This window comes from Paenibacillus elgii NBRC 100335 (assembly GCF_004000865.1).
Classification (GTDB): domain Bacteria; phylum Bacillota; class Bacilli; order Paenibacillales; family NBRC-103111; genus Paenibacillus_G; species Paenibacillus_G elgii.
In genome coordinates this window covers 71579-94703 of the sequence record NZ_BIMB01000017.1, presented here as the reverse complement: position 1 = coordinate 94703, position 23125 = coordinate 71579, and the positions used below count along the sequence as shown (strand labels likewise).

At 43.7% G+C, this 23125-nt stretch carries 33 protein-coding genes; 9 read left to right on the top strand and 24 right to left on the bottom strand.

Annotation, left to right across the window (positions count from 1 at the left end; all coding sequences use genetic code 11):
• Positions 1 to 92: 92 nt before the first annotated feature.
• The gene (locus tag PEL01S_RS15040) at positions 93 to 722 is read right to left on the bottom strand and encodes an immunity protein Imm33 domain-containing protein (RefSeq protein ID WP_127460887.1); all 630 of its coding nucleotides are present in this window, start codon (positions 720 to 722) and stop codon (positions 93 to 95) included.
• 45 nt (positions 723 to 767) lie between these two features.
• Entirely contained in the window at positions 768 to 1301 is a 534-nt protein-coding gene (locus PEL01S_RS15035) for a 3'-5' exonuclease (RefSeq protein WP_127460867.1), read from the bottom strand.
• 237 nt (positions 1302 to 1538) lie between these two features.
• Between PEL01S_RS15035 and PEL01S_RS15030 the strand changes: the two genes are divergently transcribed.
• Positions 1539 to 2099 (top strand): NAD(P)H-dependent oxidoreductase, encoded by a 561-nt coding sequence (locus PEL01S_RS15030; RefSeq protein ID WP_127460866.1) that lies wholly within the window; start codon positions 1539 to 1541, stop codon positions 2097 to 2099.
• A 62-nt stretch (positions 2100 to 2161) separates the two neighbouring features.
• On the opposite strand, the gene PEL01S_RS15025 is transcribed toward PEL01S_RS15030, so the two are convergent.
• The 5 genes from PEL01S_RS15025 to PEL01S_RS15005 form a co-directional block, all read right to left on the bottom strand.
• Positions 2162 to 2512: a winged helix-turn-helix transcriptional regulator gene (locus PEL01S_RS15025; RefSeq protein WP_127460865.1), complete on the bottom strand. Its 351-nt coding sequence runs from the start codon at positions 2510 to 2512 to the stop codon at positions 2162 to 2164.
• Between the two features lie 226 nt (positions 2513 to 2738).
• Positions 2739 to 3386 (bottom strand): ABC-2 transporter permease, encoded by a 648-nt coding sequence (locus PEL01S_RS15020; protein ID WP_127460864.1) that lies wholly within the window; start codon positions 3384 to 3386, stop codon positions 2739 to 2741.
• Positions 3387 to 3391: 5 nt separating this feature from the next.
• Complete coding sequence (locus tag PEL01S_RS15015; RefSeq protein ID WP_127460863.1) at positions 3392 to 4240, bottom strand: ABC transporter ATP-binding protein; 849 nt, start codon at positions 4238 to 4240, stop codon at positions 3392 to 3394.
• Positions 4237 to 4617 (bottom strand): GntR family transcriptional regulator, encoded by a 381-nt coding sequence (locus tag PEL01S_RS15010; RefSeq protein ID WP_010499367.1) that lies wholly within the window; start codon positions 4615 to 4617, stop codon positions 4237 to 4239. Before PEL01S_RS15010 ends, PEL01S_RS15015 begins: the two co-directional genes overlap by 4 nt.
• 206 nt (positions 4618 to 4823) lie before the next feature.
• Positions 4824 to 5510: an MIP family channel protein gene (locus tag PEL01S_RS15005; protein WP_127460862.1), complete on the bottom strand. Its 687-nt coding sequence runs from the start codon at positions 5508 to 5510 to the stop codon at positions 4824 to 4826.
• 490 nt (positions 5511 to 6000) lie between these two features.
• Here PEL01S_RS15005 and PEL01S_RS15000 point away from each other — a divergent pair, with 490 nt between their 5' ends.
• The 3 genes from PEL01S_RS15000 (at position 6001) to PEL01S_RS14990 (ending at position 7495) form a co-directional block, all read left to right on the top strand.
• Positions 6001 to 6588, top strand: coding sequence for a phosphate/phosphite/phosphonate ABC transporter substrate-binding protein (locus PEL01S_RS15000; RefSeq protein WP_127460861.1), 588 nt, complete (start codon positions 6001 to 6003; stop codon positions 6586 to 6588).
• Between the two features lie 46 nt (positions 6589 to 6634).
• Entirely contained in the window at positions 6635 to 7024 is a 390-nt protein-coding gene (locus tag PEL01S_RS14995) for a hypothetical protein (protein WP_127460860.1), read from the top strand.
• Positions 7025 to 7234: 210 nt separating this feature from the next.
• Positions 7235 to 7495, top strand: coding sequence for a hypothetical protein (locus PEL01S_RS14990; protein WP_054975508.1), 261 nt, complete (start codon positions 7235 to 7237; stop codon positions 7493 to 7495).
• 91 nt (positions 7496 to 7586) lie between these two features.
• Here PEL01S_RS14990 and PEL01S_RS14985 read toward each other — a convergent pair whose 3' ends face one another.
• Complete coding sequence (locus PEL01S_RS14985; protein WP_127460859.1) at positions 7587 to 8024, bottom strand: NucA/NucB deoxyribonuclease domain-containing protein; 438 nt, start codon at positions 8022 to 8024, stop codon at positions 7587 to 7589.
• A gap of 43 nt (positions 8025 to 8067) precedes the next feature.
• Positions 8068 to 8700, bottom strand: coding sequence for a hypothetical protein (locus PEL01S_RS14980; RefSeq protein WP_127460858.1), 633 nt, complete (start codon positions 8698 to 8700; stop codon positions 8068 to 8070).
• 528 nt (positions 8701 to 9228) lie between these two features.
• Here PEL01S_RS14980 and PEL01S_RS14975 point away from each other — a divergent pair.
• Entirely contained in the window at positions 9229 to 10017 is a 789-nt protein-coding gene (locus PEL01S_RS14975; protein ID WP_127460857.1) for a class I SAM-dependent methyltransferase, read from the top strand.
• A 487-nt stretch (positions 10018 to 10504) separates the two neighbouring features.
• Here the strand turns inward: PEL01S_RS14975 and PEL01S_RS14965 are convergent, their stop codons facing one another.
• From PEL01S_RS14965 to PEL01S_RS14935, 7 genes are all read right to left on the bottom strand, one after another.
• The gene (locus PEL01S_RS14965; RefSeq protein WP_174806949.1) at positions 10505 to 11719 is read right to left on the bottom strand and encodes an MFS transporter; all 1215 of its coding nucleotides are present in this window, start codon (positions 11717 to 11719) and stop codon (positions 10505 to 10507) included.
• Positions 11720 to 11864: 145 nt separating this feature from the next.
• Entirely contained in the window at positions 11865 to 12167 is a 303-nt protein-coding gene (locus tag PEL01S_RS14960) for an ArsR/SmtB family transcription factor (protein ID WP_127460856.1), read from the bottom strand.
• Positions 12168 to 12251: 84 nt separating this feature from the next.
• The gene (locus PEL01S_RS14955; protein ID WP_127460855.1) at positions 12252 to 12923 is read right to left on the bottom strand and encodes a peptidoglycan-binding domain-containing protein; all 672 of its coding nucleotides are present in this window, start codon (positions 12921 to 12923) and stop codon (positions 12252 to 12254) included.
• Between the two features lie 266 nt (positions 12924 to 13189).
• Positions 13190 to 14704, bottom strand: a complete 1515-nt coding sequence (locus PEL01S_RS14950) for a hypothetical protein (RefSeq protein WP_127460854.1) — start codon at positions 14702 to 14704, stop codon at positions 13190 to 13192.
• A gap of 63 nt (positions 14705 to 14767) precedes the next feature.
• Positions 14768 to 15172 (bottom strand): CBS domain-containing protein, encoded by a 405-nt coding sequence (locus tag PEL01S_RS14945; protein WP_063186118.1) that lies wholly within the window; start codon positions 15170 to 15172, stop codon positions 14768 to 14770.
• Positions 15173 to 15291: 119 nt separating this feature from the next.
• On the bottom strand, positions 15292 to 16479 hold the full coding sequence (locus PEL01S_RS14940) for an MFS transporter (RefSeq protein WP_127460853.1): 1188 nt from the start codon (positions 16477 to 16479) through the stop codon (positions 15292 to 15294).
• Positions 16480 to 16576: 97 nt separating this feature from the next.
• Positions 16577 to 16888 carry an ArsR/SmtB family transcription factor gene (locus PEL01S_RS14935; RefSeq protein WP_063186122.1) on the bottom strand — a complete coding sequence of 104 codons (312 nt, stop codon included), beginning with the start codon at positions 16886 to 16888 and terminating at the stop codon, positions 16577 to 16579.
• Positions 16889 to 17035: 147 nt separating this feature from the next.
• On the opposite strand from PEL01S_RS14935, the gene PEL01S_RS14930 reads away from it, so the two are divergent.
• Positions 17036 to 17416: a PilZ domain-containing protein gene (locus tag PEL01S_RS14930; protein WP_127460852.1), complete on the top strand. Its 381-nt coding sequence runs from the start codon at positions 17036 to 17038 to the stop codon at positions 17414 to 17416.
• Between the two features lie 4 nt (positions 17417 to 17420).
• On the opposite strand, the gene PEL01S_RS14925 is transcribed toward PEL01S_RS14930, so the two are convergent.
• The 7 genes from PEL01S_RS14925 to PEL01S_RS14895 form a co-directional block, all read right to left on the bottom strand.
• Positions 17421 to 17849 (bottom strand): GTP pyrophosphokinase, encoded by a 429-nt coding sequence (locus PEL01S_RS14925; protein WP_127460851.1) that lies wholly within the window; start codon positions 17847 to 17849, stop codon positions 17421 to 17423.
• Positions 17850 to 17871: 22 nt separating this feature from the next.
• The gene (locus PEL01S_RS14920) at positions 17872 to 18306 is read right to left on the bottom strand and encodes an AAA family ATPase (RefSeq protein ID WP_063186128.1); all 435 of its coding nucleotides are present in this window, start codon (positions 18304 to 18306) and stop codon (positions 17872 to 17874) included.
• Between the two features lie 2 nt (positions 18307 to 18308).
• Positions 18309 to 19046, bottom strand: coding sequence for a tRNA(His) guanylyltransferase Thg1 family protein (locus tag PEL01S_RS14915; RefSeq protein ID WP_063186129.1), 738 nt, complete (start codon positions 19044 to 19046; stop codon positions 18309 to 18311).
• Between the two features lie 22 nt (positions 19047 to 19068).
• Positions 19069 to 19305 (bottom strand): DUF2116 family Zn-ribbon domain-containing protein, encoded by a 237-nt coding sequence (locus PEL01S_RS14910; RefSeq protein WP_127460850.1) that lies wholly within the window; start codon positions 19303 to 19305, stop codon positions 19069 to 19071.
• A 49-nt stretch (positions 19306 to 19354) separates the two neighbouring features.
• On the bottom strand, positions 19355 to 19990 hold the full coding sequence (locus tag PEL01S_RS14905; protein WP_127460849.1) for an immunity protein Imm33 domain-containing protein: 636 nt from the start codon (positions 19988 to 19990) through the stop codon (positions 19355 to 19357).
• Between the two features lie 94 nt (positions 19991 to 20084).
• Positions 20085 to 20435 carry a hypothetical protein gene (locus PEL01S_RS14900; RefSeq protein ID WP_063186134.1) on the bottom strand — a complete coding sequence of 117 codons (351 nt, stop codon included), beginning with the start codon at positions 20433 to 20435 and terminating at the stop codon, positions 20085 to 20087.
• Entirely contained in the window at positions 20435 to 20854 is a 420-nt protein-coding gene (locus tag PEL01S_RS14895; RefSeq protein ID WP_127460848.1) for an SMI1/KNR4 family protein, read from the bottom strand. Before PEL01S_RS14895 ends, PEL01S_RS14900 begins: the two co-directional genes overlap by 1 nt.
• A 257-nt stretch (positions 20855 to 21111) precedes the next feature.
• On the opposite strand from PEL01S_RS14895, the gene PEL01S_RS14890 reads away from it, so the two are divergent.
• The 3 genes from PEL01S_RS14890 (at position 21112) to PEL01S_RS34505 (ending at position 21931) form a co-directional block, all read left to right on the top strand.
• Positions 21112 to 21303: a sporulation protein Cse60 gene (locus PEL01S_RS14890; protein ID WP_010499403.1), complete on the top strand. Its 192-nt coding sequence runs from the start codon at positions 21112 to 21114 to the stop codon at positions 21301 to 21303.
• A gap of 301 nt (positions 21304 to 21604) precedes the next feature.
• Positions 21605 to 21754 (top strand): hypothetical protein, encoded by a 150-nt coding sequence (locus PEL01S_RS34510; protein ID WP_163767682.1) that lies wholly within the window; start codon positions 21605 to 21607, stop codon positions 21752 to 21754.
• Between the two features lie 15 nt (positions 21755 to 21769).
• Entirely contained in the window at positions 21770 to 21931 is a 162-nt protein-coding gene (locus PEL01S_RS34505; protein ID WP_164824282.1) for a hypothetical protein, read from the top strand.
• A 60-nt stretch (positions 21932 to 21991) separates the two neighbouring features.
• On the opposite strand, the gene PEL01S_RS14885 is transcribed toward PEL01S_RS34505, so the two are convergent.
• The gene (locus tag PEL01S_RS14885) at positions 21992 to 23092 is read right to left on the bottom strand and encodes a WD40 repeat domain-containing protein (RefSeq protein WP_127460847.1); all 1101 of its coding nucleotides are present in this window, start codon (positions 23090 to 23092) and stop codon (positions 21992 to 21994) included.
• Positions 23093 to 23125: the final 33 nt, after the last annotated feature.

Genomic DNA, 23125 nt, shown 5'->3' with positions numbered 1-23125 from the left:
AAAAAGACGCTTAGATCTGGAATCTAAACGTCATATCATTAAACTTCAATTACAAATTGACCAAACTTTTTAGGAGCTGCATTAATTTTAAATTACGCATGAATACTCCAATCATAATTCTCGATTCTAACAAATTTCGCGGTTTCACGCTCTCTCTCATATGCACAAGGCACAGTGTCATTTATAAACGCCAAGATTGAATCATCGATGTTCAGCATCCTCCCAACAGAAATGAATTGAAAATGATCCGCATCAGCATTGAAACCATCTTCTTCGTGACCACTGAAGAAGACCCATCCTAAATCACTGTCGTCGTAGGGTTCAAATCTCAGCATCAAGTTAAATTCATTTCTTGACAGCACGTCACTACTTACCGTAACTTTTTGTTCCAAATAGTAATCCATATCCATTGCATACGGGTCATCCAGCTGAGTATCACATATATGTACCAGATTGAAATGAATCAAATCTCCATAATGAAGGGATTCAAGATAGTGTGGTTTGTTCATTAACTTGCCGCGAAATTCAGAACCGTTTCTTTCAAGTATTTCAACCCACATTCTTTCTCCTTCATATCCGTTATCCAACGTTTCTTCAGCCATAAAAATTAGCTTCACGAGATCGCCTGCCTTTAGTTGGTTCAAAACATAGTCACTCGGAAGATAAAATGTATATGGCGATTCTTTATGAAGGTCATCTGCACGATCTAATTTCCATTTCATCAAGTCTCCACGCTCCTATAAGCTTTACTTTAGGAAACAAACAAGTCAGAATTCCAGCTTATCAAAAATCCTTACAAAGATCTTAGCAATATTCCGGGCATCGTCAATTCCCCGATGGTGTGTGCCTTCCAGCGGCAGCTTAAGCATGTCAAGCGCCCTTGCCATACCTACTCCCCGCTCTTTGCCAATCAATTTGCCGTGTTGATGTTTTATGCTGATATGATTAGCAAGCCATTCCGTACCTAATCGATTTAGTTCACAATCCTTCGTTAGTTGACTTTTATCGTAAAAGCCCCAAGAACATAAGAAGTAATCTTCCTTACCAATCCAATCTTGAAATTGTTGAATGGCTTGCGGGAAATAGTCTGCTTGATTAACATCCTCTTGCGTAATGGAAGTTAATTTCTTGCAAAAATCAGATAACCAGGGATTTAATATCGGCTTAACAAACGTTTGAAATTCATCGACAATTTCAAGCTGTTCATTGATTTTAACGGCACCAATTTCAATAATTTCGTTTTGTTTCGTTCGGTCATTTTCCCAACAAGTAGCCTCTAAATCAATCACGATGTAATTCACTTTATATCAGTCCATTCATTATAAGTTAGTTAAGTTCCATTATATAGTACTAGCCGGCAAGATCCGTAGAATTATTGGATATAAACAAATTTTCTTTTCACTGGTTCACCTGCAAAATCTGCTTTATCGTCTGACACTCTCCTTTTTGTAAGTACCTGTACTAAAAGTGCATACTTACATATTTGCAGCGAGCACTTTATACTCAAGAAGTAAATCATACTCAAGGAGGACAAAGCTGTGAAAACTCTAGTTATCGTAACACACCCGAGCCTGGAAACGTCCGTCATCAATAAGCGGTGGGTCGAAGAACTCAACAAATATCCCGAAAAGTATACGGTCCACGAATTGCATAAGGTGTACCCCGACGGAAACATCGATGTGGAAAAAGAACAGCAGCTCATCGAATCGCATGGCAATCTTGTTTTACAGTTCCCTATTTATTGGTTCAATTGTCCGCCTCTCCTGAAAAAGTGGCTTGACGATGTGTTCGCTTATGGCTGGGCTTATGGTTCGAAAGGCGACAAATTAAAAAATCGCAAAGCGGCTTTAGCCGTATCGGCCGGAATTAGAAAAGAAGATTATAGTGAAGCCGGTAGATATCGCTATACGCTTGACCATTTATTATCTCCTTTTGAAACGTCTTTCCGGTACTGTAAAGCAGATTATCGTTCGTTCTTTGCATTTTACGGTAAGGAAAGCGAGTCTGGCGAAAATGTACCCGGTGAAGAAATCGAGTCCTCTGCGAGCGAATTGGAAAAGAGCGCACAAGATTACGTGAATTTTATCGACAGCCTGTAAGCGGCAGCTTGATTAAGCTAAAAAAAGAAGTATTTCCTTATTACGGAGATACTTCTTGTGCTTTAAACCTCCTGAGCCGACAAACTGTTTTTCTCTCCCCACTCGCACATCATATTTAACAAGGGAACGAGAGAAAGACCGCGTTCAGATAATGAATATTCAACTTTTGGAGGTACTTGGGGAAACTCTTTGCGTATGATCAGACCATCGGCCTCCAGCTCTTTTAACATGATGCTTAACGTTTTAAAGGAAATGGTACCGATACTTCGCTTCAGCTCGTTATGCCGCATCACCTTATTTTCAGCCAGCCAGTAGATAATAATGATTTTATATTTACCGTCGATTAAGGACAACGTATATCCAAAGCCGGTGTCTTTGAGTTTCACGCCAGACGGAACGCAGGTATCGCGCACAAGCTGCACTCTCCCTTCAGGTAAGTATACATATGATTTAGTATAAATTACTTATTATTCGCACGCCAAGCATTCACAAAAAAAGCAACGGAACCGAAGATCGGAAATATGGCAAGGTAACTCTTATTTATAATTTGGCTCAAAGCGCTCACCGCAAGAATCGTCCCTAACAAACAATAAACCATTTTTTTTCGGTTGAAGTTCATCGCTATGCTCCCCTAGAGTATCACAGATTTTTGTTAGAAAAAATCCGAATGGACAGGATCATCGATATTCCCCCGATAACGAAAGCCAGCAAAACAAAGAGCAAGTCCAGCACAAATGGTGAAAAAGGCAGCGAGACCGGAAACACGGCTCCGTTATGTTGTAATATTTTCATGAGGTTCGGCAATACGAAAGGCGTCAGGAAGATCAGAAAAAAGAATATATATCTCGATTTTTCGTAACCGAAACGATATTGAACCGGGATCATGACTCCGAAAATGACACTGATCAAGAAAAATGTTCGGCCTACCTCAGATAGAGCGAGCAACCCGACTTTCACCGGACTGATCAGAGCCGCAACGGTGTACAAGCCGCAGCAGCCGATAAAAATGGCAGCGACAAAAAAATACTTTGACATCACGATCGTCTTTCTTGTATATGGGGTTGCACAAAGAAGCGATGCGCCTTTGTATTTGTATTCCATCATGGAAACCGTGCTGTACAGCAAAAAAATAATATACAGCGTGCTCAGAAAAAAAGGCAGGAACTCCCCTGCAATAAAGTCGAGCTTCGTATGCATAAAGACCGGCAGCACCATTGCTGCAAGCAGCATGATGATCCAATATTTTTTTGCGAGCAGGAAATCCTTTTTCATAAGATGTAAAAGCATCGAGGTCACCTCCTAATGTAGCCTAACATAATATCTTCAATGGTCGGCCTTTCAATAAGCGCATGTTTCATCTGCTGACGTACCGCCGCCTTATCGTTCGTCACGCCGGAAAAACCATACTCTGTTTCGTGCAAGGTTAAAAACAGTTTTCTTGTAGCCTCATTCAGCTCGTTAGGATCTCCTTTCACAAATCCATGTCTGTCTAGCAAAATGTCTTTCTCTTCACTAAAGACGATTCGACCGTTATCAATTAAAATTAGCGCGTCGGCTACCTTATCCAAATCCGAAGTGATGTGGGAAGATAAAAAGACACTTTTTCCGTCCTTCACATAGTCAAGCAGGATGTCCATTAACTCCAATCTCACCTGCGGATCGAGTCCGCTCGTCGGTTCATCCATTATTAGTAAGTCCGCCTGATGGGAAATCGCCAATGCGATGGCATATTTCATTCGCATGCCTTTGGAAAGGGTCCCTATTTTTTGATTCAGCGGTAACCCGAATCGTTCCATATGCCGGTTAAACAAGGCGTTATCCCAATTGGAATAGGACGGGGCGACAATGCTTTTCATCTCTAGCATAGTTAGCTCGTCATAGAAATAACCTTCGTCCAGAACAATCCCAATACGGTTTTTGAATTCCCGTTCGTTTTTTTGAACATCTTTTCCGAAAAATTGTATCTCTCCTGCGTCCTTCAGCATTAATCCGAGGATTAGTTTGATGGTTGTCGTTTTTCCGGCGCCGTTCACCCCAATGAATCCGGTAATACAGCCCTCGATCAAAGAAAAACCGACATCGTCCAGCCGGAAATTCCCCAAGTCTTTCTTCAGTCCTGTTACCTCTAAAATGGGCTTCATTCTTCCCCCTCCTCAAACAGCAAATCCATCATGGCATATAATTCGCTTTTGCTGATGCCTAACGAACGAGCAGTTTTCCACGCTTCCGTGAGCTTAACTTCAACCATATGCCGTTTCGATTCCAATAGCAGCTCAAAGTTTTCCTTGGCGACAAACGACCCTTTGCCTGCTTTGGTCGTAATAAATCCTTCCGCTTCAAGCTCGTCATATACTCTTCGAGTCGTAAGGACGCTGACACGCAGATCGTTGGCCAACGCACGTATCGAAGGCAGCATTTCCCCTTCCGATAATTCACCGCGAATAATGGCATCCTTGATTTGATCTTTAATTTGCTGATAGATCGGCGGGTCGGACGCATTGGAAATAATAATTTTCATGTGGCCTCCACAAATCACAACTGTGTATCTATTACATACACAGCATATACAATATACACAACAATGTCAATGGTACAAAGGGAACGCCAAATTCCCCCGGCCCTGTATCGGAGGGGGTTTAGGTAAGCCTTAGTTCAAGAAAAGAAATCGAGGCGCCGATTTTACTCAGCGCCTCAGCGTTCGTCGAATCAATTATACAAGCCGAATCACGCTTCTTTGTTTACATTCAACCGCCTGTACACAAAAGCGGCCAGTACCGCTCCGATCAGAGGAGCCACAATAAATACCCATAGTTCCGCCAACGCTTCTCCGCCCAATAGGACTGCCGGTCCGAAGCTTCTGGCCGGATTAACGGAAGTGCCGGTGAGGCCGATGCCCAGAATGTGAACCAGCACTAGCGATAAGCCGATAACAAGACCTGCAATATGACTGTTAGCAGCATCGGACGTGACTCCCAGAATGGTGTAAATGAAGATTAACGTTAAAACGATTTCCACGATGAATGCCATCGTGCCGCTTATCCCGATCCCGTATCCTTCGCCGAATCCGTTCTGCCCCAGACTGGCTACGGGCTTGCCTGTGGATTGGATAATCGCGGATAGCAGCGCCGCACCCATAACGGCTCCGGCTGTCTGAGCAATCACATAGCCCAGGAATTCCTTTCGGGGCATCCTCCCGCGTATGAGCATTGCCAGCGAAACGGCAGGATTAATATGGCATCCTGAGATCGGACCGATCACATAAGCCATCGCAACGATGGACAGGCCAAATGCGAAGGCGATTCCAAGATAACCCAGCTCGCCCCCTGCCGTGGCTGCACTTCCGCAACCGATCAACACCAGTACCAAAGTTCCGATGAATTCGGCCGCATATTTCTTCCCTGACGGATACATCTTTTGCCTCCTCCTGTATATTTAAGACCTAAATTAATATACAAGGGCGATCTAAACAAAAAATGAACATTTTTTTTTCTCAACGAACCCAGAGGTTGTCGATTATAATGATAGGGAAATCGAAATGAAGGTTGATTCGAGGCGAAGGGCAGTACGATAACTTCGTCGATTGGTATAAATGAAACGTTATAGAGGGGATCGGTTTCTTGAAAAATTATCATTTGAATTTTAGAACTGACGGTAACATTGATATTACATATAACCCTAATAAAATTGTGTTCGGCCTATGTTTAATTGAAACGATGGAAACAGATAAAATTTTCACAAAACTGGGACAACTATTTTCACAATATCTGGGCATATCTTTTACTTTTAGGTTATTTACTTCATACAATCAAATTCTATCATCTTTAGAATGTGGCTATTTAGATGGAGCAATAATAAGTCCACCCGCATATTTAAGTGCCAGTAAACAGAACATTGCCAAGTTATTTTACAGCCACTCCGCTTCGGAATTGATCCAGATACCGGTGAAAATGCAGAGGAGCTGGTTCCTTTTTATCGAACCATAATTATATCTAAGAATACAGAACTAAGAACAATTTCGGATTTGGGAAATAAAACGGTTGCTTTGCAGGAGCGTTTTTCTCTTACTCATCTTTGGTCTGTTGTTGAACTTTACTTAGCCGGAATACTTCAGCAAACAAGAGGAATCATTGTGAATTCGCATAAAGAAGCAGTGAATTCAGTATTAAGCGAATTGTGCGATGCTGCAGCAATCTTTCAGGATGCTAGAAATTTAGTTTTAGCTGAGAATCCTTTTATATTTCGAAATACTCATATTATTCATTACACTCAACCAATTCCACATGATGCCATTGTAACAAAAATTGAATTGGATCAGAATTTGGTGATAAGTATTAAACGTGCATTTGAATTTGTTTTTAGTTCCGTGCAAGGAAGTATATATTTTGATCGCTTATTTGGATGGAAAGGAATAACTGAAGCTGACGATAGTAAATTCAGCTTATTGGACCAATATATTTCCATTTATAGTGATATAATGAACACCGATTGATTAACATCCGATGTTACTTTTGCATTTAATTAGGAGAGATAAATTCATGCCAACATATCGCGAAATGGAACTGATTCAACGAAGGATTGAAGACGGAGATACTTCTATGGCTGATGCCGATCTTGTTGAAAAATTTATTTCTTGGATTCCCAGCTACAATTGTGAATCGGCCGCAGAAGGGTACTTCTCGTTTCTTTCTTCGATTGCAAAATACAAACCAACATTAATCGAACCGCTATTAAAGAAAGCAATCGAGCCGGTTTACTACTTGGGATATGAGAATTCGGAGGATATCCTTAATTGGGTGGCTTATTTTTCCAAACTCCAGAATACCATGTATGTGCCGTCAGAATTAGGGAAAGTGTGGCTATGCGAAGAATTACCCAATTACAAGGAATTCATTGCAAAATGTCTGATTGAATATATGTCCGAATAAAATACGAATTTATTAAAATACTACGGCTTGTTTGTTACAGATGCCAAGAAAAACTCATATTTATTTTCGTGAAAGATGAATTTATTGCGTACTAATGTAATAATCATCAAAATGTCTAATGACCAATTCCAAAAATTGTGATATACTTTTTGTGCTTTCATTCTTACCGCAAAAAATAAATTGCATATTGATTGGAGCGAGTGAGTACAAATGCATAAGATTATTGAGCAAAGCGTGAATTATTTACTGCATCATCCTGATCGCGGCTACTTATTTGTTGACCCGGTTCATGCCATATTCGAGCTAATGCGCAATCTTAAACATACCGACAATCCTTTGGAAGCTTATAAGTTTACATTCGAAGAAGGCTCTGAAGTGAAATTTAACGACAGTATTGTTCAATTTATGTTGAATGGTTACTCTATTCATAAGTTAACAAACACCATAGCGATTAGCAAAATAAATGAATAGTAAGAGCTTTCATTTGTTACTTTTATGCGGGTGCCAATGGACTTGAGCCATTGGCACTCTCGCCATACATGAGCAGATACATAGAAATACTTCATTTCACAACAATCTTCACTCGCGTCCCATCGGGATACTTTTCCAATTGATTGCTCACCCAAGATCCCGCTCCTCGATTGTCGGAAGGACTGATATACATGATATCGGCTCCTTTGCCGCCTTCTGCGCACATGGCCATGGGGAACTCGTCTCGATCCAAATTAGGCTTGACGGGCACGCCTCTTAAAGATTCTTTTCGATTGGCTTCAGCTCCTTTTCTATTGATTGTACAGATGGAGGATTTCCCACGCTCGATCGCCGCTTTTATGTGGGCGCCAGTTTCCGGAAAACGATCCGATGGAAAATTCAGTACAACTGCGTTTTCAGCTTCGTTGCTTGCCGGTGTTGAAAGATTCGTTAAAATCCAACCTTTGTTAAAATATAAAATGACTAGTACGAATAAAATAGTAGCTATGGAAATTGTTTTATTTTTCATTTTGTATACGTCCTCGAAGTAGATTTTTTATTGTTCGATTTGTTCATATCGAATCATAATCAGATTTATCTGCATGTACGCACTCGGTCCGTTTGGCATTTTCCGGAATTACTTTTTGGACGTCCTCTTCAAAAATCCCCCTCCAGCCAGTTGGAACAAACTGTTCATAAGATCCAGGTTCTTTAAAAAAGGAGTAGAAAATTTTATTATCAAAATCCAAATAAAAAGAAGTTTCAACAGCTGAACTCACTCCATCCAAGTAAACCTCGGAATATAGATTAAAATAGTCAGTCAATTCTGTGTAGCTTACTTTATACTCTTTCATAGCTTCCTGAAACTGCGCTATATTTTTTTCAGATAGTATCTCGCATCCTTCCCGCTCTTCATAATCAGCCTCTGTTTCAGTTACTTCAGGTTGATTGAACTTTCTGCGGAAGGCATTATCTAATTCCAATAAATCCATAATCCATAATTCTTTTTCACTCACATACCACGTATATTTTCCTTCATGTTTCACCAACACCACGACCGTATCAGGAAAATTTGGCTCAACTTTCAAAATGAAACCTCCCTTTACTCCAGTACGCATGAAATCTTGTTCTGAACTAATTTTGAATTTAAATCCTTCCGTATCTTTATTTTGATACTGCCAACTATGCCGGACTTCATGTGCCAAAGTTCCGATCTTATCTAGATCTGCAACTGCAACAAATTAAACATCCTCCCCAAACACTACGATCGGGTTAACCCCTAAGTCCCGCTTAATGTTTTTGGAATGCGCTTCAAAATTTTTTTATCTAATCCGGATCACCTCTACATCTCTTTAATATTCGCTTTGCTTTTGCGAGTATCCTCTATCTGCAAGACGCCAAAATAAAGAGAAACCCACATCGGATAGACATGGGTGTCCCAAAAAATGTTTTCTTAGTTCTAGTGGCCCAAGTGAAGACGCGGGAACTCCTTTCTATTGAACCGAAGGACGGGCAGTTTAGCTCAATGTACTAACAGAGGAAAGATGAGGAAGTCTAAGGTTTTTAGAGATAAACAGAGTTATTATTTTCTGAAAATCCTAAATTTAGGCATTGTAATGCGAATGTGTAAATCTATGCAAAATAGCGAACATGCGTTTTTGAGGTTTGTAAAAAAAGATATTATATTTTACGATAGGTAACATTCGAAACCAAGAATTAAGGAGATGTTTAAAATGAGCAATATATTATTAAGTTCAAGAAAAAACACTCTTGATAATAATGGGGTTTTAGAACAAAATAAAAAGTTTTGGGATAATACTGCTGACAAATGGTTCGGTGTAACTGCACTCCCGGAACTCGGATGCTTGATACCATCCGAAGAAGATTTACATTTGTTTGGTGATGTGTCTGGTAAAAAAGTTCTTGAAATTGGTTGTGGAAGTGGACACTCTCTTAAATATCATGGTGACCATAATGCATCAGAACTTTGGGGACTTGATATGTCAACACAGCAAATTGAAAATGCAACCCGTTATTTAAAAGATTGCGGGTATGAAGCACATTTATTCAATAGTCCCATGGAAGTGAATCCAGGTTTACCGATGGGTTATTTTGATATTGTTTATTCAATATATGCAATTGGCTGGACTACCGATTTACAAAAAACATTTAATTTAATCGCATCCTATTTAAAAAAAGGTGGTACTTTTATATTTAGCTGGGATCACCCTGTTATGAGATGTATGGAAATTGAAAAAGATAATCTTGTAGTTAAAAGCTCTTATTACGATGAAAATCTTTTTACGTTTGAAAAATACGGCTTTGATATTTCACTCAGCAAAAGGAAAATTTCAACGTATATTAGCGCTTTATCTAAAGCAGGATTTTTTATTGAGGAAATGATAGAAGAAACTGATAAACAAACTCTTGAAAGTGAGAGTAAAGTTGAACAGAAATATCATTCTGCTTTCAACGCGAAAATGTTTCCCTTGTCCTTCGTTTTTAAAGCAAGAAAACTTTAATCTTTAATTAAACATAATTTGCGGTTATATAAGCCGCAATCTTTATATTATACGCATCACGGTTTAGCAGAGTTATTACCGAATACTTTGGCATTTAACATACCGCACTTAACTGAAAGGCAAACGTGGCTTATTGAATTGTGGTAAAATCGCCCTGTATTCTACTCTTGCATAAAAACAATGAACCGTTTGATCCTTTCAAACATTCCGGTAAAATGGGCGTTACTTTAGAAGGCGATAAAGTAAGATTAAAGAGCCCGCTAATTTTAAAGCTTTCGAACTCCAGGGAGAGCCCATTTCCTTATAAATTGGAAAATTAATTTATTTCCAAAATACGGTTATGGGCTTATTTGTTTGCCCGGCTGCAGCCGTGTTTCCCGGCCACCGTTGCCGGCGCGCCAGTCTATAACTTGCTATCTCAGTCTACTCCCACATGGCCTCGCAGCCACCACCATAGATGAAAACCTCCCTCTGGTTTGCCGATTGATCATTCAGGGAGCACCTGAATATCCGAATCAGTCCGAGGTTTGCTTGCTTTTCCGGCCTCCCCTTTTATCCATGAAAATAATACGAATGAAGCCGCAACTGCAATCGCTACACCGATCGTGCCGAACCACGGTATGGATGATAACGATACCTGATCGACGGCTAGGCCGCCAATCCCCGCTCCTGCTGCCATCGATAATTGCATCGTGGATTGGTTGAGTCCGAGCATGACTCCCGAATAATTCGGCTCGATTCGGATCAAATTATATTGCTGCGTAGGACCGGATGACCACGCTGCAAAGGACCATAAGACAAGCACGGCGATAACGAGCCACCATGAATTCGTTAGAGCGACTGTAACAGACAGTAAAAGGAGAGCCGCGATGTGAAGGAACATTCCCCCGATTAACGTGGAAGAAACTCCCCATTTATCCGTACTGTAGCCGCCAAATTTGGAGCCGATTAAGCTGGCCACGCCGAACGCCAATAAAGCTCCGCTCAGCACTTCTTCGTTCAAGCCGGCAATCTTGAGAAGATAAGGAGAAATGTAAGTATATGCTATCGAGTAGCCGCCCAGCCAGAGGAAAGTGATCGAGAGTCCAAGAGCCACTTTTCTGCTTTTGAGAAGAGCAAGCTGCTTGGATAAAGGTACGGGAGCATCCCCTTTCACTCGCGGGATCGTTTTGTATAGAACAAAGATGGCCAGAACCCCAATTATAGCGATGAAACCGAACACCGACTTCCAGCCGTATGCCGCAGCGATCATGCGTCCGAGAGGAACTCCGATAATTAATGACGTCGTGAAGCCCATCACCACAGTGGCAATGGAACTGGCCTGTTTGCCTTCAGGCGCGATTTTCGCTGCTATATCCAGGGCGGTGACAACAACCATTCCTGCACCTAAAGCCATAAGAACGCGCGCCAATACGAAAAGTCCGAATCCCGGCAAAACAAAAGACAAAATATTCGCTGCCACGAAAATTCCGAGCGCACCAACGAGCAGCTTTTGCCGCTCTATTTTTGCCGTCAATGCCATCAATATGGGGGTACAAACAGCATATACAAATGAGAAAATGGTCACGAGCTGCCCCGCCGAAGTAATCGAGATCCCCATCGTATCCGAGATCTTATCCAGAATACCCGAAATGACATACTCGGATGTCCCTACCAAAAAACTGACAATGGCCAAAAAATAAATTTTCCAAGTGCTCGACATTAAATTACCACTCCTTATTTTATTCACATCTATATATTATAAATTATCGATGTGTTGTGATTAAAAATATCGATATATTATAATATATCGATATATAGACCAGACATAAACCGAATCCTCCGGAGAGCATTCAGTTTTGTCATGGTTAGATTTCGTTGTTAAAAAATGCACCGATATCGCGTATCGTATCCTCGTTTCGTTTGTAGTACGTGTACTTGCCGATACGTTCGGTCGTGATCAGACCTGCTCGCTCGAGTATCGCTAAATATTGGGAAGCTGTGGACTGTGTCATCTTCAGCTTTTCCGTGACTTGACTCACACATACCCCGATTTTCCTCATATCAATCCCTTCGTGGGGCGTAAAATGTTTTTCGGGATCCTTCAACCAATGCAAAATTTGCAACCTGGACTCATTGGACAGTGCTTTGAAAATTTCAATCGGTTCCATACACATTATAATATCGCAATTTGTCGATATGTCAAGTTCTATATACAAAAAAAAGAGCCGAATAAATTCGACTCTCGAATGGAATTAGTGCCCGTTAGGAGAAAAATGGTTTTTATCGTCATTTACAGGCGTATAATGGACCAGGCCATACGTTTTCGCTACGGAAATCAACGTTGCGTTAGTACTATTTTTGGCGCCGGAATCGATCGTTACTTTTTTGCCGTTCGCATCCGTGATCACAACGCTGGACTTCGACCAAGACGTACCAAGATCAATCGCGTTTCTTGCGGTATGGTTCGAATTCAGCGCCGGTGCGACGTTCAAGTTCGAAATCCCGTAGCCGTTGACCATTTCTTTTGCTCCGGCGATCGATTTGCTGTAATTGGCATCATCATTATCGTGTACCCATTTGATATTGACGCCGGCCTTGGCAGGAACATCCTTCGGACTTACCTTCTTATTTACAATCTTCCACGACCAATGCATCAAATAAGCCCGTTCTTCCGGTCTATAAGTAGACTCGATGCTTGTCGAAATGCCTGCCGCTTGAAGTGCGGCTATGAAGCTTTTGACATTGCTTTTGAACGGGTCGTTCAGATCATCGACACTTTTGGAACCGGGAAATCTCGCAACCCAAGCAGAGCCGCTATTTTCAGCCGCTGCAATGGAAGCAACAGAATCGGGCGAAGCTGCAAAAATGTTTGTAGGAGCCATCAAGGTGAGTGTAACCATAGCGGAAATCAAAAGCTTTTTCATAAAGTCACTCCTTAATGATAGTTTAGTATAATGTGCACAATATACTAAACCCAAAATAGCATAATATTACCAATATATCAACATTATTCTACTAATTTACAAATTTTTAACTACTAATTTACTATATTCATGATGTAGCCGTTGTAAGATGTCGCTTTTTCGCCATAGAAAAATCCCCTCCAAGCTCACTCTTTAAGAGTGAGCTTGGAGGGGACTTTCCGGATTTCCAATATATAATGCTCTCTATGAGTGCGCTCTTAGACTATTCATCGTTCGGCTCTCAGGTAACCCTTTTCCTTCCAATATTTGATAGAAAAGGATTCTGCCGAATGAGGAATGTGTCCGGCGAGCAATTTTTGATTGAGCGAAAAAAGCTTTTTCTCCGCAATACGAAATAGCCGGCAGGCGATTTGTAGCTTTTCCTCATCCCACACGGGCAGCGCCCGATGCTCATACCCGTTGCTGGCCTGATAAAGGATTTTGACGGTTTCGGAGCCGTTCACACATTTTTCCACTGAAAAATGATAAATTTCCATGTCCTCCCCTTGTTCTCTGGCGACGATCACGCAAGGAGGTTTTTCCTCTCCGTCCCGCACTACGCCAGGCTGCCGGAATCCGGCATATACGCTGCCGCACCAGAGTCCGCTCTTGTCCTCGTCATAGAAATCGTCATACGCTTCTACCACAGGCAGGGAGAGAATCTCGCTAATTTGCTCAGGCCTAACATAGCTGCGGTAATATTCGAACCGGGATACGGCAGCCAGCAGTGCAGGCCAGCCGCGCTGCACCAAAAGACGAAACGGCTCGGGAGAAGTAGCGTCGAACGGGTGCCACTCCGTATCCTCCCCTTCAATGTAACGCCCTCTGTAATGCAGACTCACGTACGGGATTCCGTTTCGTTCGTCCTCCTTCGTTTCCACAATTACGGCGCATCGATCCTCCTGCAGGTAAACCGCCCGATATTCCGCTTCGCTGGATGAACGGATTACGCGATAAAACTCGTCATCCCGCCAAAACTCATATTTCCCCCCGGATTCCTTGGCTTCAAACGGCATCAAAACGGAGTCTGCCAACCGGATCAGGTTCCCGACGCTGATTTCGGAGTTGTCGAACGGAAAAGGAATGTCCGGCTCTTCCGCCGGTTTGATCTTGTCCGGGATGAGCACAGAACGGCCGGCTTTAAAATATTCCAGCAGCTTCTCCCGGTCCAGCGTCGGCTCCTCGCCCAATTCCATAACGCAGTCTTGCACAAATACCCCTTTGAGCAAGTCCTCGTCCAAGTCATTCCAGTCCCCCAGCTCGTCCCAGTTGCTGATTCGCAGGGAAAACTGCTGCTCGCCTCTCACCGAGACATGATACTCCTCCGTATCCATAAATAGCGAAGCGGAAGCATTTCCGGCCACGGTCAAATCGCCGTGATTATACTCTCCCCAGAACAACTCCGTGACTTCCAGATTGCCGGTTACATAAATTTCCTGACCGCCGACTACCATATTTTGCGCGTACAGATCGCCTTTGACGATAAGACATGTCGCGCCGCTGATTTCTTCGTTATAAACATAGGTATCGACTGCAAGATTGCCGTCCACGAGGACAAGAAAGACGTGCTCCTCGTCGAACGGCCTGTCCAGATTCAGGTTCTCAAGCCGGGTATTCCCTTGAAAAAAAACGACGGGGTTGTCTTCGAACTCTCCATGGTTACGCTCATTATAGGTATAGACCCAGCTGTCTGCCGGAAGCAAATGCTTGATTCGCGAAAACGGTAAAATGGTATAATTCATCGTTCCCTCACCCAGACGCTTGATTGTAATATGCCAGTTTAAAACCCGGCTTGCCCTAACGGGTTAATCCGTAATATTGTTCGTATAGTACTCGATGATATCTTTGCGCCGGATGATCCCGATAAAGATTCGGTTGTCGTCTACGACGGGAACGAAGTTCTGATCGGCAGCCAGATGAAGCATATCGTCCAGGTGCGCATTGATCGAAACGCTCTCATTATGAATACGGCGCTTAATTTCATGAACTTTAATGGTATCCAGGTTTTGAAAGTTCAATCCGGGGGTCTTCTTCATTTTCCAGAATAGATCCCCTTCCGAGAGGGTGCCAATGTATTTCCCCTCCCCATCAATTACGGGAATGGCCGTGTATTGACTTTGTTCCAGCTTGTCCAAGGCCTCCTGCATCGTAGCGGACGAGATAATATAGGACACTTTGTCCTTGGGGAACAGAAAATCGGAAATTTGCATCGGTAGCGCTCCTTTCTTCCGAGTTTGGTCCTAGAGGTCATTCCTTACGTTATTAAGTTTAGCATACCTGGAAGAAAGAAAAAACTTGCCATAAAATGCTGCGGCTAAAACGTGACCAGCTACGGTGTCGCAGCTCCCCGCTCCTTGACCACAGCTTTCGTGCTGTACCGTTTTATTTTTACGGTAATGAGCAGGAAAGCCAGCAGGGCAAATCCGATCCCGCTCCACATCAACTGATGGATTCCCAACTGCCCGATAACCCAGCCGCCGACCGACGCTCCGATCGTTATGCCGAGATTCGTGAAGGAGACAAACAGGCTGTTGCCGAACTCAGGAGCCGCCTGCGCCTCGGTCATGAGCCAGCTTTGGCTGACAATAAGACCGCCGGAATGCACGATCCCCCACAGCAGGATCATTACGATCATGGGCATGAAATATTCTCCCGTATAATAAATCAGCAGGTAAGCGGCAATATAAACTACTGGAAAAAGGACCGTCGTTCGAAGAACGCTCTTTTGCAAAAAGCTCCCGAATAAGAAGTTGCCCAAAATCATGATCACTCCAAAGACCATCAGCATCATACTGATCCAGGAGCCGTTCATATGGGTGACTTGCCCAAGATATTCGGCGAAGTAGCTGTACACCGAGAACATCGCGGCGAATATACTTGTCACTGCAGCAATATTTAGCCACAACGCCGGCTTGCGTAAAATACCGAGCTGTGCGCCATAAGACAGCTTTGTTTGAACCGGCATCGAGGGAAGCCAGGCCAAAATCCCGAAAAAAGCCACGAGGCTAACGATGGCCCCGAACAGGAAAGCGGCTTCCAGCGAGACCTTCTCCGCCAGATAGGAAGTCAACGGCACGCCGAAGGCGAACCCGACCGTAATACCGGCAAAAACCTTGGTGACGGCCTGGCCGCTTTTCTCCGGAGATACGAGCGATGCTGCCGTGACAAGCGCAACAGAAAAGAAAGCGGGATGAACAATAGCCGGAATAATGCGGAAAGCGAGCATGACGTCAAATCTCGTCGTAAAAGCATACACGATATTGGAAATCGCAAACAACAGCACTGCGGTTAGTAGAATGAACTTACGGTTCATGCCGGAGGCGAGCAGCGTCAGGAACGGGCCTGAGATTGCAACGACCAAAGCAAATATGCTGACCAGCCATCCGGCCTGCGAGGCAGAGATGTTGAATTTCTGTGTAACCTGGGGCAGCACCCCGACAATTCCCATTTCCGTCGTAATAATTCCAAATACGCCTAATGCAAGAACTAGGATAAGCAAAGGGTTAATCTTGTTCATTTCTCACAAATCTCCATTCCATGTGTAATCTTCAAATACATATATATAGATATGAATATGCAAAAAAAATAAAAAAAAGAGCGTCCCTCCTTTCTTTCTAAAGTTCGGTCCGAATATACTCGGCAAATTGCTGAATGGTCTTTTCGTTCCGACGATAAAACGTCCACTTCCCATACCGCTCCGCTTCCAACAAGCCGGCTTTTTGCATCGTTAACAAATAGTTGGACACGACCGATTGGGCAAGCTCCGCTTTCGCTTGAATATCCGATACACACACGCCGATGCGGAAATCGATCCCGTGTTCGATATAGGGGGTTTTATCGAAATGTTGCTCCGGGTCTTTTAACCACACCATAATTTGACGACGGGTTTCGTTAGACAATGCTTTATATATCAATAAAGGATCCATACGCATCATTATATCTATTTTTATAGATTTGTAAAGCTGACATATCAGGGAACAAAAAGATTAAATAAATAATCATAATTACCGATATATGTATAAACGATACCAATTGTGGGGTCAGCTATCCAATCCTATTGAAGGCGGTGCGTCATGTATCATAACAAGCGAAACGATGCTTTTCGATATAATTTAAATACCCCAATCGTCTGCTATTTCGAAGTCACGAATATTAACGGCAATTCAACGTCGAGCACACCGGTAAAGGCAACCTTGATGGATATCAGCAACTCGGGATGCAAAATCGTGACTCCCTTAAATTTGAACGCGGCCAGCAACAAGCTGCAGATCATTCTGCATGTGCAGCTGCAAGAAGAGCTTTTGAAGCTCAACGGTTCGATTCGCTGGCAGCTGCAATCTACGAACGCGCTCTATCATTACGGCGTGAAATTCATGATGAACGAGTCCGAACGAAGACATCTGATCGCCGGACTGCGAACGTTAACGGCGCTACGAAAAATTACGGTAAATTAAAGAGTTACGGGCTTCTGGAAAGCAGATAATTTACGGCTTTCTCGTACCTTTGCAGGCGCTCAAAATCTTTTTCCGAAAGATTCTTTATTCTTCGAACATCCCGGTTGTCTTCCAGATCCAAGAGCTTCACGTATCTGGCTAAAGCGTTTGGCTTGATTCGCTGAAGAAATTCCTCATAGGTCTCGTAATCTCTGCGCGTGAGACAATCGAGAGCCTCCAGGAAACGCTCTGCAAAGCCTTCTTGCCTGAGAGATTCAATCGTTACGTCCGTATCCTCGATGACATCGTGCAGAACGGCAACGATTCTTGAGTCGTTATCCGGCGCTTTCAGCATCAAACGTAACGGATGAAGAATGTAAGGCTGGTTGCCTTTATCCAACTGGCCTTGATGAGCGGCAGTGGCGATGAGAATCGCTTTGGTTAAATCGGACATGTCGCACTCTCCTTTTATAGCGTTATAGCTCTGATACGATAAATTTGCCGTTCTGCGTAATCACTTTATACAATTCGTCGAATCCTTCATCGGCGTCGGGCGGGGTCAATTTCTTAAGGACGCTTTTGATGCCGATCTCCGGAATCTTTTCGATCCCTGCCCTGAGTTCATTTCGCTTCATGGACTCCGCATAATCCGGCTCGAAATAATAGCCGGTCACCTTGAACCTCCCCCGCTTCGCGGCCTCAATATACTTTTTTCGCTCCTCGGGTGTGGGATTCGTATTGTCGACGACGAACGGCTGCTTCGCTTCGATGGAGGCAGCCACGTAGATGTCTTCTCTGTGTCTTGTTTTCAGCATATCCAAGTTAATTCGGATGTGCGTTTTAAAAAACTTTTCTTTGTAAAAGGTCGATTTACCGGAAGCCTGAATGCCAATGAACAGGACGCACTCCAAGCCTACTCCCCCTTGTCCAAATAAACATATTGATTCACGTATTCCCTATGCTGCGAGAAGATCGGCGTCTCGTCATCCACTTCCCATTTGCTTCTTAAGGCTTCGCCTTTATAGTACGACTGCTTGGTGATGCATACTCCGCGCTTCTGCCATACGGGCAGATCATTCCAATTGATCCCTTTCTCCAGAAAGAGCTTATCTTGAAGCTGCTTTCCATCGAGTCCTTGCAGTTCCTTATGCGGAAAATGGGCCTGGGCCACCATCGATATGCTATTTTTCGTAGCGTCTTGCTGTCTCCATACAAAATAATTGGCGACTTCATCGTGCGGAAGCACCCATGCCCTGCTATCGAAGATCGCCAAAGGCTTATCCGGATCGATCCTTCGCATCTCTTCGTTAAACTTGGCCGTCGCCATGGAGGCGGATACGGAAACGATCTTTTGAATATTGTTTTCGAACCATGACTGGGTCGTTAACTTATCATAATTGGTAAGCAATAAGGAAATCTCGTCACTTTGATGATAAACAATTTTACATCCCATAATATTTTGCGCAAGGTACTTGCACGTTTCCCACAAGGCATGGGTCAACGTCTCGTCAAAGGGCTTCTTCATGCCACGGGTAAAAGAATGAAAATGACAGCCGTCGATTCTGACAATAATCGGGAGACGGCGCGGCAAGCTGTGCCGGAACGCATGCTCATACTCTTTCATCCGGTTTCCAAACTCATCTTTTTTCACGGATTTCCGCCCTCCATTGTTTTTACGTTCCGACGCTTTTCACTCCAACATAGACGGCCAATAAAATGATAACTATGCCAATAAGTATTTTTACCCGCCTCTTCTTTTTCCGCTTTTGGCGTTCTTTCTTGAGCGCCTTCTCGACAGCCTCGCTTAGCAGCTCGAACTTCTCTTCGACCGTATGCTGTATAATGGTTCCGCAATGGGAACAGTACCTTTGAAACGCTGTAGGCTTCGCGCAGTGTGGACATTCTACCATTTTTTATAACCCCCTTTGGCAAGCATTATTCCTAAACTTCGAAGCCTAACTATTCATCATCGTACGCGTCCCAATCATAATCTTCGACGAATACAAACTTGCCGGATTCCAAGTCTCTTTCATAGGCGCTCCGAGGCTCGGCATCCAAATAAGGTATGATCGAATCGTCCATATTTAATACGACTCCCAAGGAAACGACTTGAAAATTTGTGCTGTCCGCATTATAATCGTCATCCTCGTACCCGCTGAAAAACATCCATCCCGTGTCCTGTTCGTTGTTCGGCTCATCCTTCATCATAAAATTAAATTGTTCTCGTTCCAGAACGTCATTACTCACGATGACCTTGTAGTCAAAATAATAATCCATTTCCTTCGCGCGCGGGTCGTCTAATTGCGTACTGCAAATATGTACCGAGTTGAAACGAATCATATCTCCATATTGTGGAGATTGTAAGTATACCGGATGATTGACCAGTTCCCCACGGAAATCGGAAGCATGCCGCTCGACGATTTTCACCCACATTCTTTCGGCTCCACAGCCGTTATCCAGCGTTTCCTCCGCCATAAAGATGAGCTTGACCAAGTCGCCCGCCTGCAGCCTGTCCAAGACTTCAGCGCTCGGAGTATAGAAAGTATAGGGCGCTTCTTTATGACGGTCGACGGCATTATCCAGTGTCCAAGCCATGAGCTCCCCACTCTCCCATTAAAATTACCTTTTTTCGCCAATACGAAAAATACATTCAACATGATCCTCATCATGAAAAATGTATTTTCACCTGCTACAGGGATTTAAATAAATAATAAGTCAGCCGATCGTCAATCAGGCTCATATTTTCTTGTCCGATATAATCCGGAAGTTCACTATAGTGAACGGAAATATTCTCCAGCTGCCTGACCACAGTCATTTCAAAGGTGTCATAATTATAAGTGGCCTTCGTAACCAAGAAATAGGTGTCCGGCTTAATAAAGACCTCGATTCCCGTATCATCGCTTTTATTTACGACGGTAAGATAACAGCACTTCACTTGCAGCTTCGGATCGTTGGCATTTTTTTGAATCGTGGTTCCTTCCGCCAGCGGGTAGGAAAAAGGGACGTTCATTACAATTTTTTTAAGCAATTTCTCATCCATTACTGTTCTCCTTTGGGTGCAAACAATTGATTGATATATTCCTCAAAAGTCGCTTCTTCTACGGGATGTAAGGATAGATCATCGTCGTGCCATACCTCGACAATAGACCAATCCTCCGTTGTCCAAAAACCTGCCGCATCGCCGGTACATTTACGTCCGAATAGTAGGACATCTTTGAGCTCTTCATGGTCTTCTTCACGAATAAACTCATCGTAAAACTCGTCAGCCTGCACTAAACAGCCGAAAAATTGAAAAAATTCATCATCCAAAGTTCCCTGTCCGATTTCTTTCAAAAAATCAACAAAATCTTGCGGAATCCCGTCGATGATTTCTTTTTCCAGTTCTGCTTCCGATATTTGTTCAAATTGATGCTTCGAAGGCTCTCTGCCGATGATCTCACGAATGCCGTTATATCTCATTTGGATAAACGCCCTCTCCTCGGTCCGGCTCTTGTATGTATGGCTTCCCTCTATCATAACCAATTCAAAATTTCATTTCCACAATAGGATAGTATTCATCGTCAAAATCTAGCAAGTTTGACTCCATAGTTGTTCTATGCTATGGTCAATTGGTAAGGCATTCCACTCTATCGGGCGGGATGCCTTACTGCATGAAAGCGGTTTTTTACATTTAATGGTTGATGGGTCAAAATCATAAGCCAAGAAAGGTGAAACGCATGATTCAAGTGAAAGAGTTTCTTGATTCCGACGTCAGGCTTGCCGAGAAAAGCTGCAACGAATTTCTGGCCACATTGGCGGAAGATCAAATTGTAAGTATAAGCTACGGGTCGATTATCAAAAGCAAACCCGACAAAGGGGAATATCAAAGAAGCACGATCCTGGTTGTCTACCGGACACGGGATAACTAAGCCGCCGATTGGTGGACTTGTTAAGAAACCCGCTTCGCTTAGAAAATTCTCTCTGCATACGCCGGTGGGGTATATCCCTCCAGCCGCTCTTGAAACCCGTGAACTTGATTACAACTAGCGGTATTTTCACGGATTTCAAAGGCGGACGTAAACTCTTGCGGGATAACCCCACCTCTATTTGTCTGAGAATTTTTACTTCTCGGGTTTCTCAACACTCGGCCGCCAAGCTTGGCGGTCTTTTTTATTTAGAATAATTAGGCCGCTTGCTGTAAATGATATCCATTGTAAAGGAGATGAAGCCATGCCGCAAGACAAGCTGGAAAAAGAAACGGACGGAAATCCCGAAACGGTCTATGAGGACCTTGCATCACACGAACGTGACGGATTTCGAACGGATGACACCCAAGAAATCGGGGATCGTGAAAAATTGGAAGGATACTCGCTTGAATAAATACAGGAGGTAACGATGGATAAAGAAACTCAGGCAGGCATTGAAAATCTGGAGACTACGGCGGAAGCGGCAGATCTATTGACTGTTCCCGAAGGCGCCAAAGATTATGTGGATCTCATCGGGGATGAAAATCTCGATCCCTACGGCAAGCCGTCTTCAAATGCGGATCAGCTATAAAGCAAATGAAAAACAAGCCCAGAGTGCAACCGAAATTGCGCCCCGGCTTGTTTTTTAGTGTTATGCAAGAGCATAGAGGCTCACACAGCCATAATCCGTATAGACAGCGAGGTAATCCTGTGTAAAAGCAAGGGCGCAATTTTTGACAACATGCTCGACCTCGAACGCCATCGTCGGTTTCATGGTCTGGAGGTCGAACAGCTGAATCTTGCCGTAATTGTACACGGCGAGCAGCCTTCTGCGGTCGTGGATCGCAAAGCTTTTTATATCCGGCGTCATCCAATCCTTGTGTCCAGTCATCGTGTTCAGGTCGTAGCACTTGAGCGACCATGAACCATATTGCTCCTGCGTGAACAGCAATCGGTCATCCGGTGAAAAAGCCATGCTGGTCGTCATCCCATTTTTGTCCTTTGCGATGGTGCGCTCTTGCATGGTCGTCATATCGACAATTACGATTTCGTCGGTTTGCGTACAATACGCGATCAGACTGCCGTCGTGCGACAAGGCGGCGCAAAGCTGCGTACTATGTCCGCCGTACTTCTCGCATTCCACCTGTTTCGTATAGCGGACGGTATTCGTCCCCAGATCATAGACGACAAGGCTGGACTTGTCGTACCAGAGCGCCGCCGAGCCGGATACCGACAGTGTGCTCGCAGGCATCTTCGGAGTGTAGCGCTCCATCTCGCCATTACCCAGAGAAAGCCCTGCAATATGATGGTCAATATTCAACAGCAGGACGTTCTGTTCGGCACAAAGCCGCATATCCAAGATGAATTGCTGTCCCGGAAGCTCGTGAGTTGTTTGTTTCTCCCCTTGATCATCCACGAGATAAATCTCTACTTTTTCAAACTGGCCCACCACATAGCCGCAAAAGAACGCGTTCGTATCCTCCATCGTGGCCAGCGGCATAAACCCGGTGTAGCCGCCTCCGATGTAACGGTGCAGGACCGGCTGTCCGGCTCCAGCCTGCGGGTTATGCAGCACAAACCCTTTTTTCAGCCTGCTCCACGTTTCCTTCTGCACATACTTTGCCGCTTGCTCCGGCTCATCAAAGCCTTTTTCTTTCGCTTTGCCACCGTTGCTTGAAATGAAAACTTGATTCCCGGTCTGTCGAATCGACCATGTTTTGTTGTTGATTCTATCCGTTAACGTTCTTTCCATCGCACCCTCGCCTTGTCTATATCGTCTAACCTT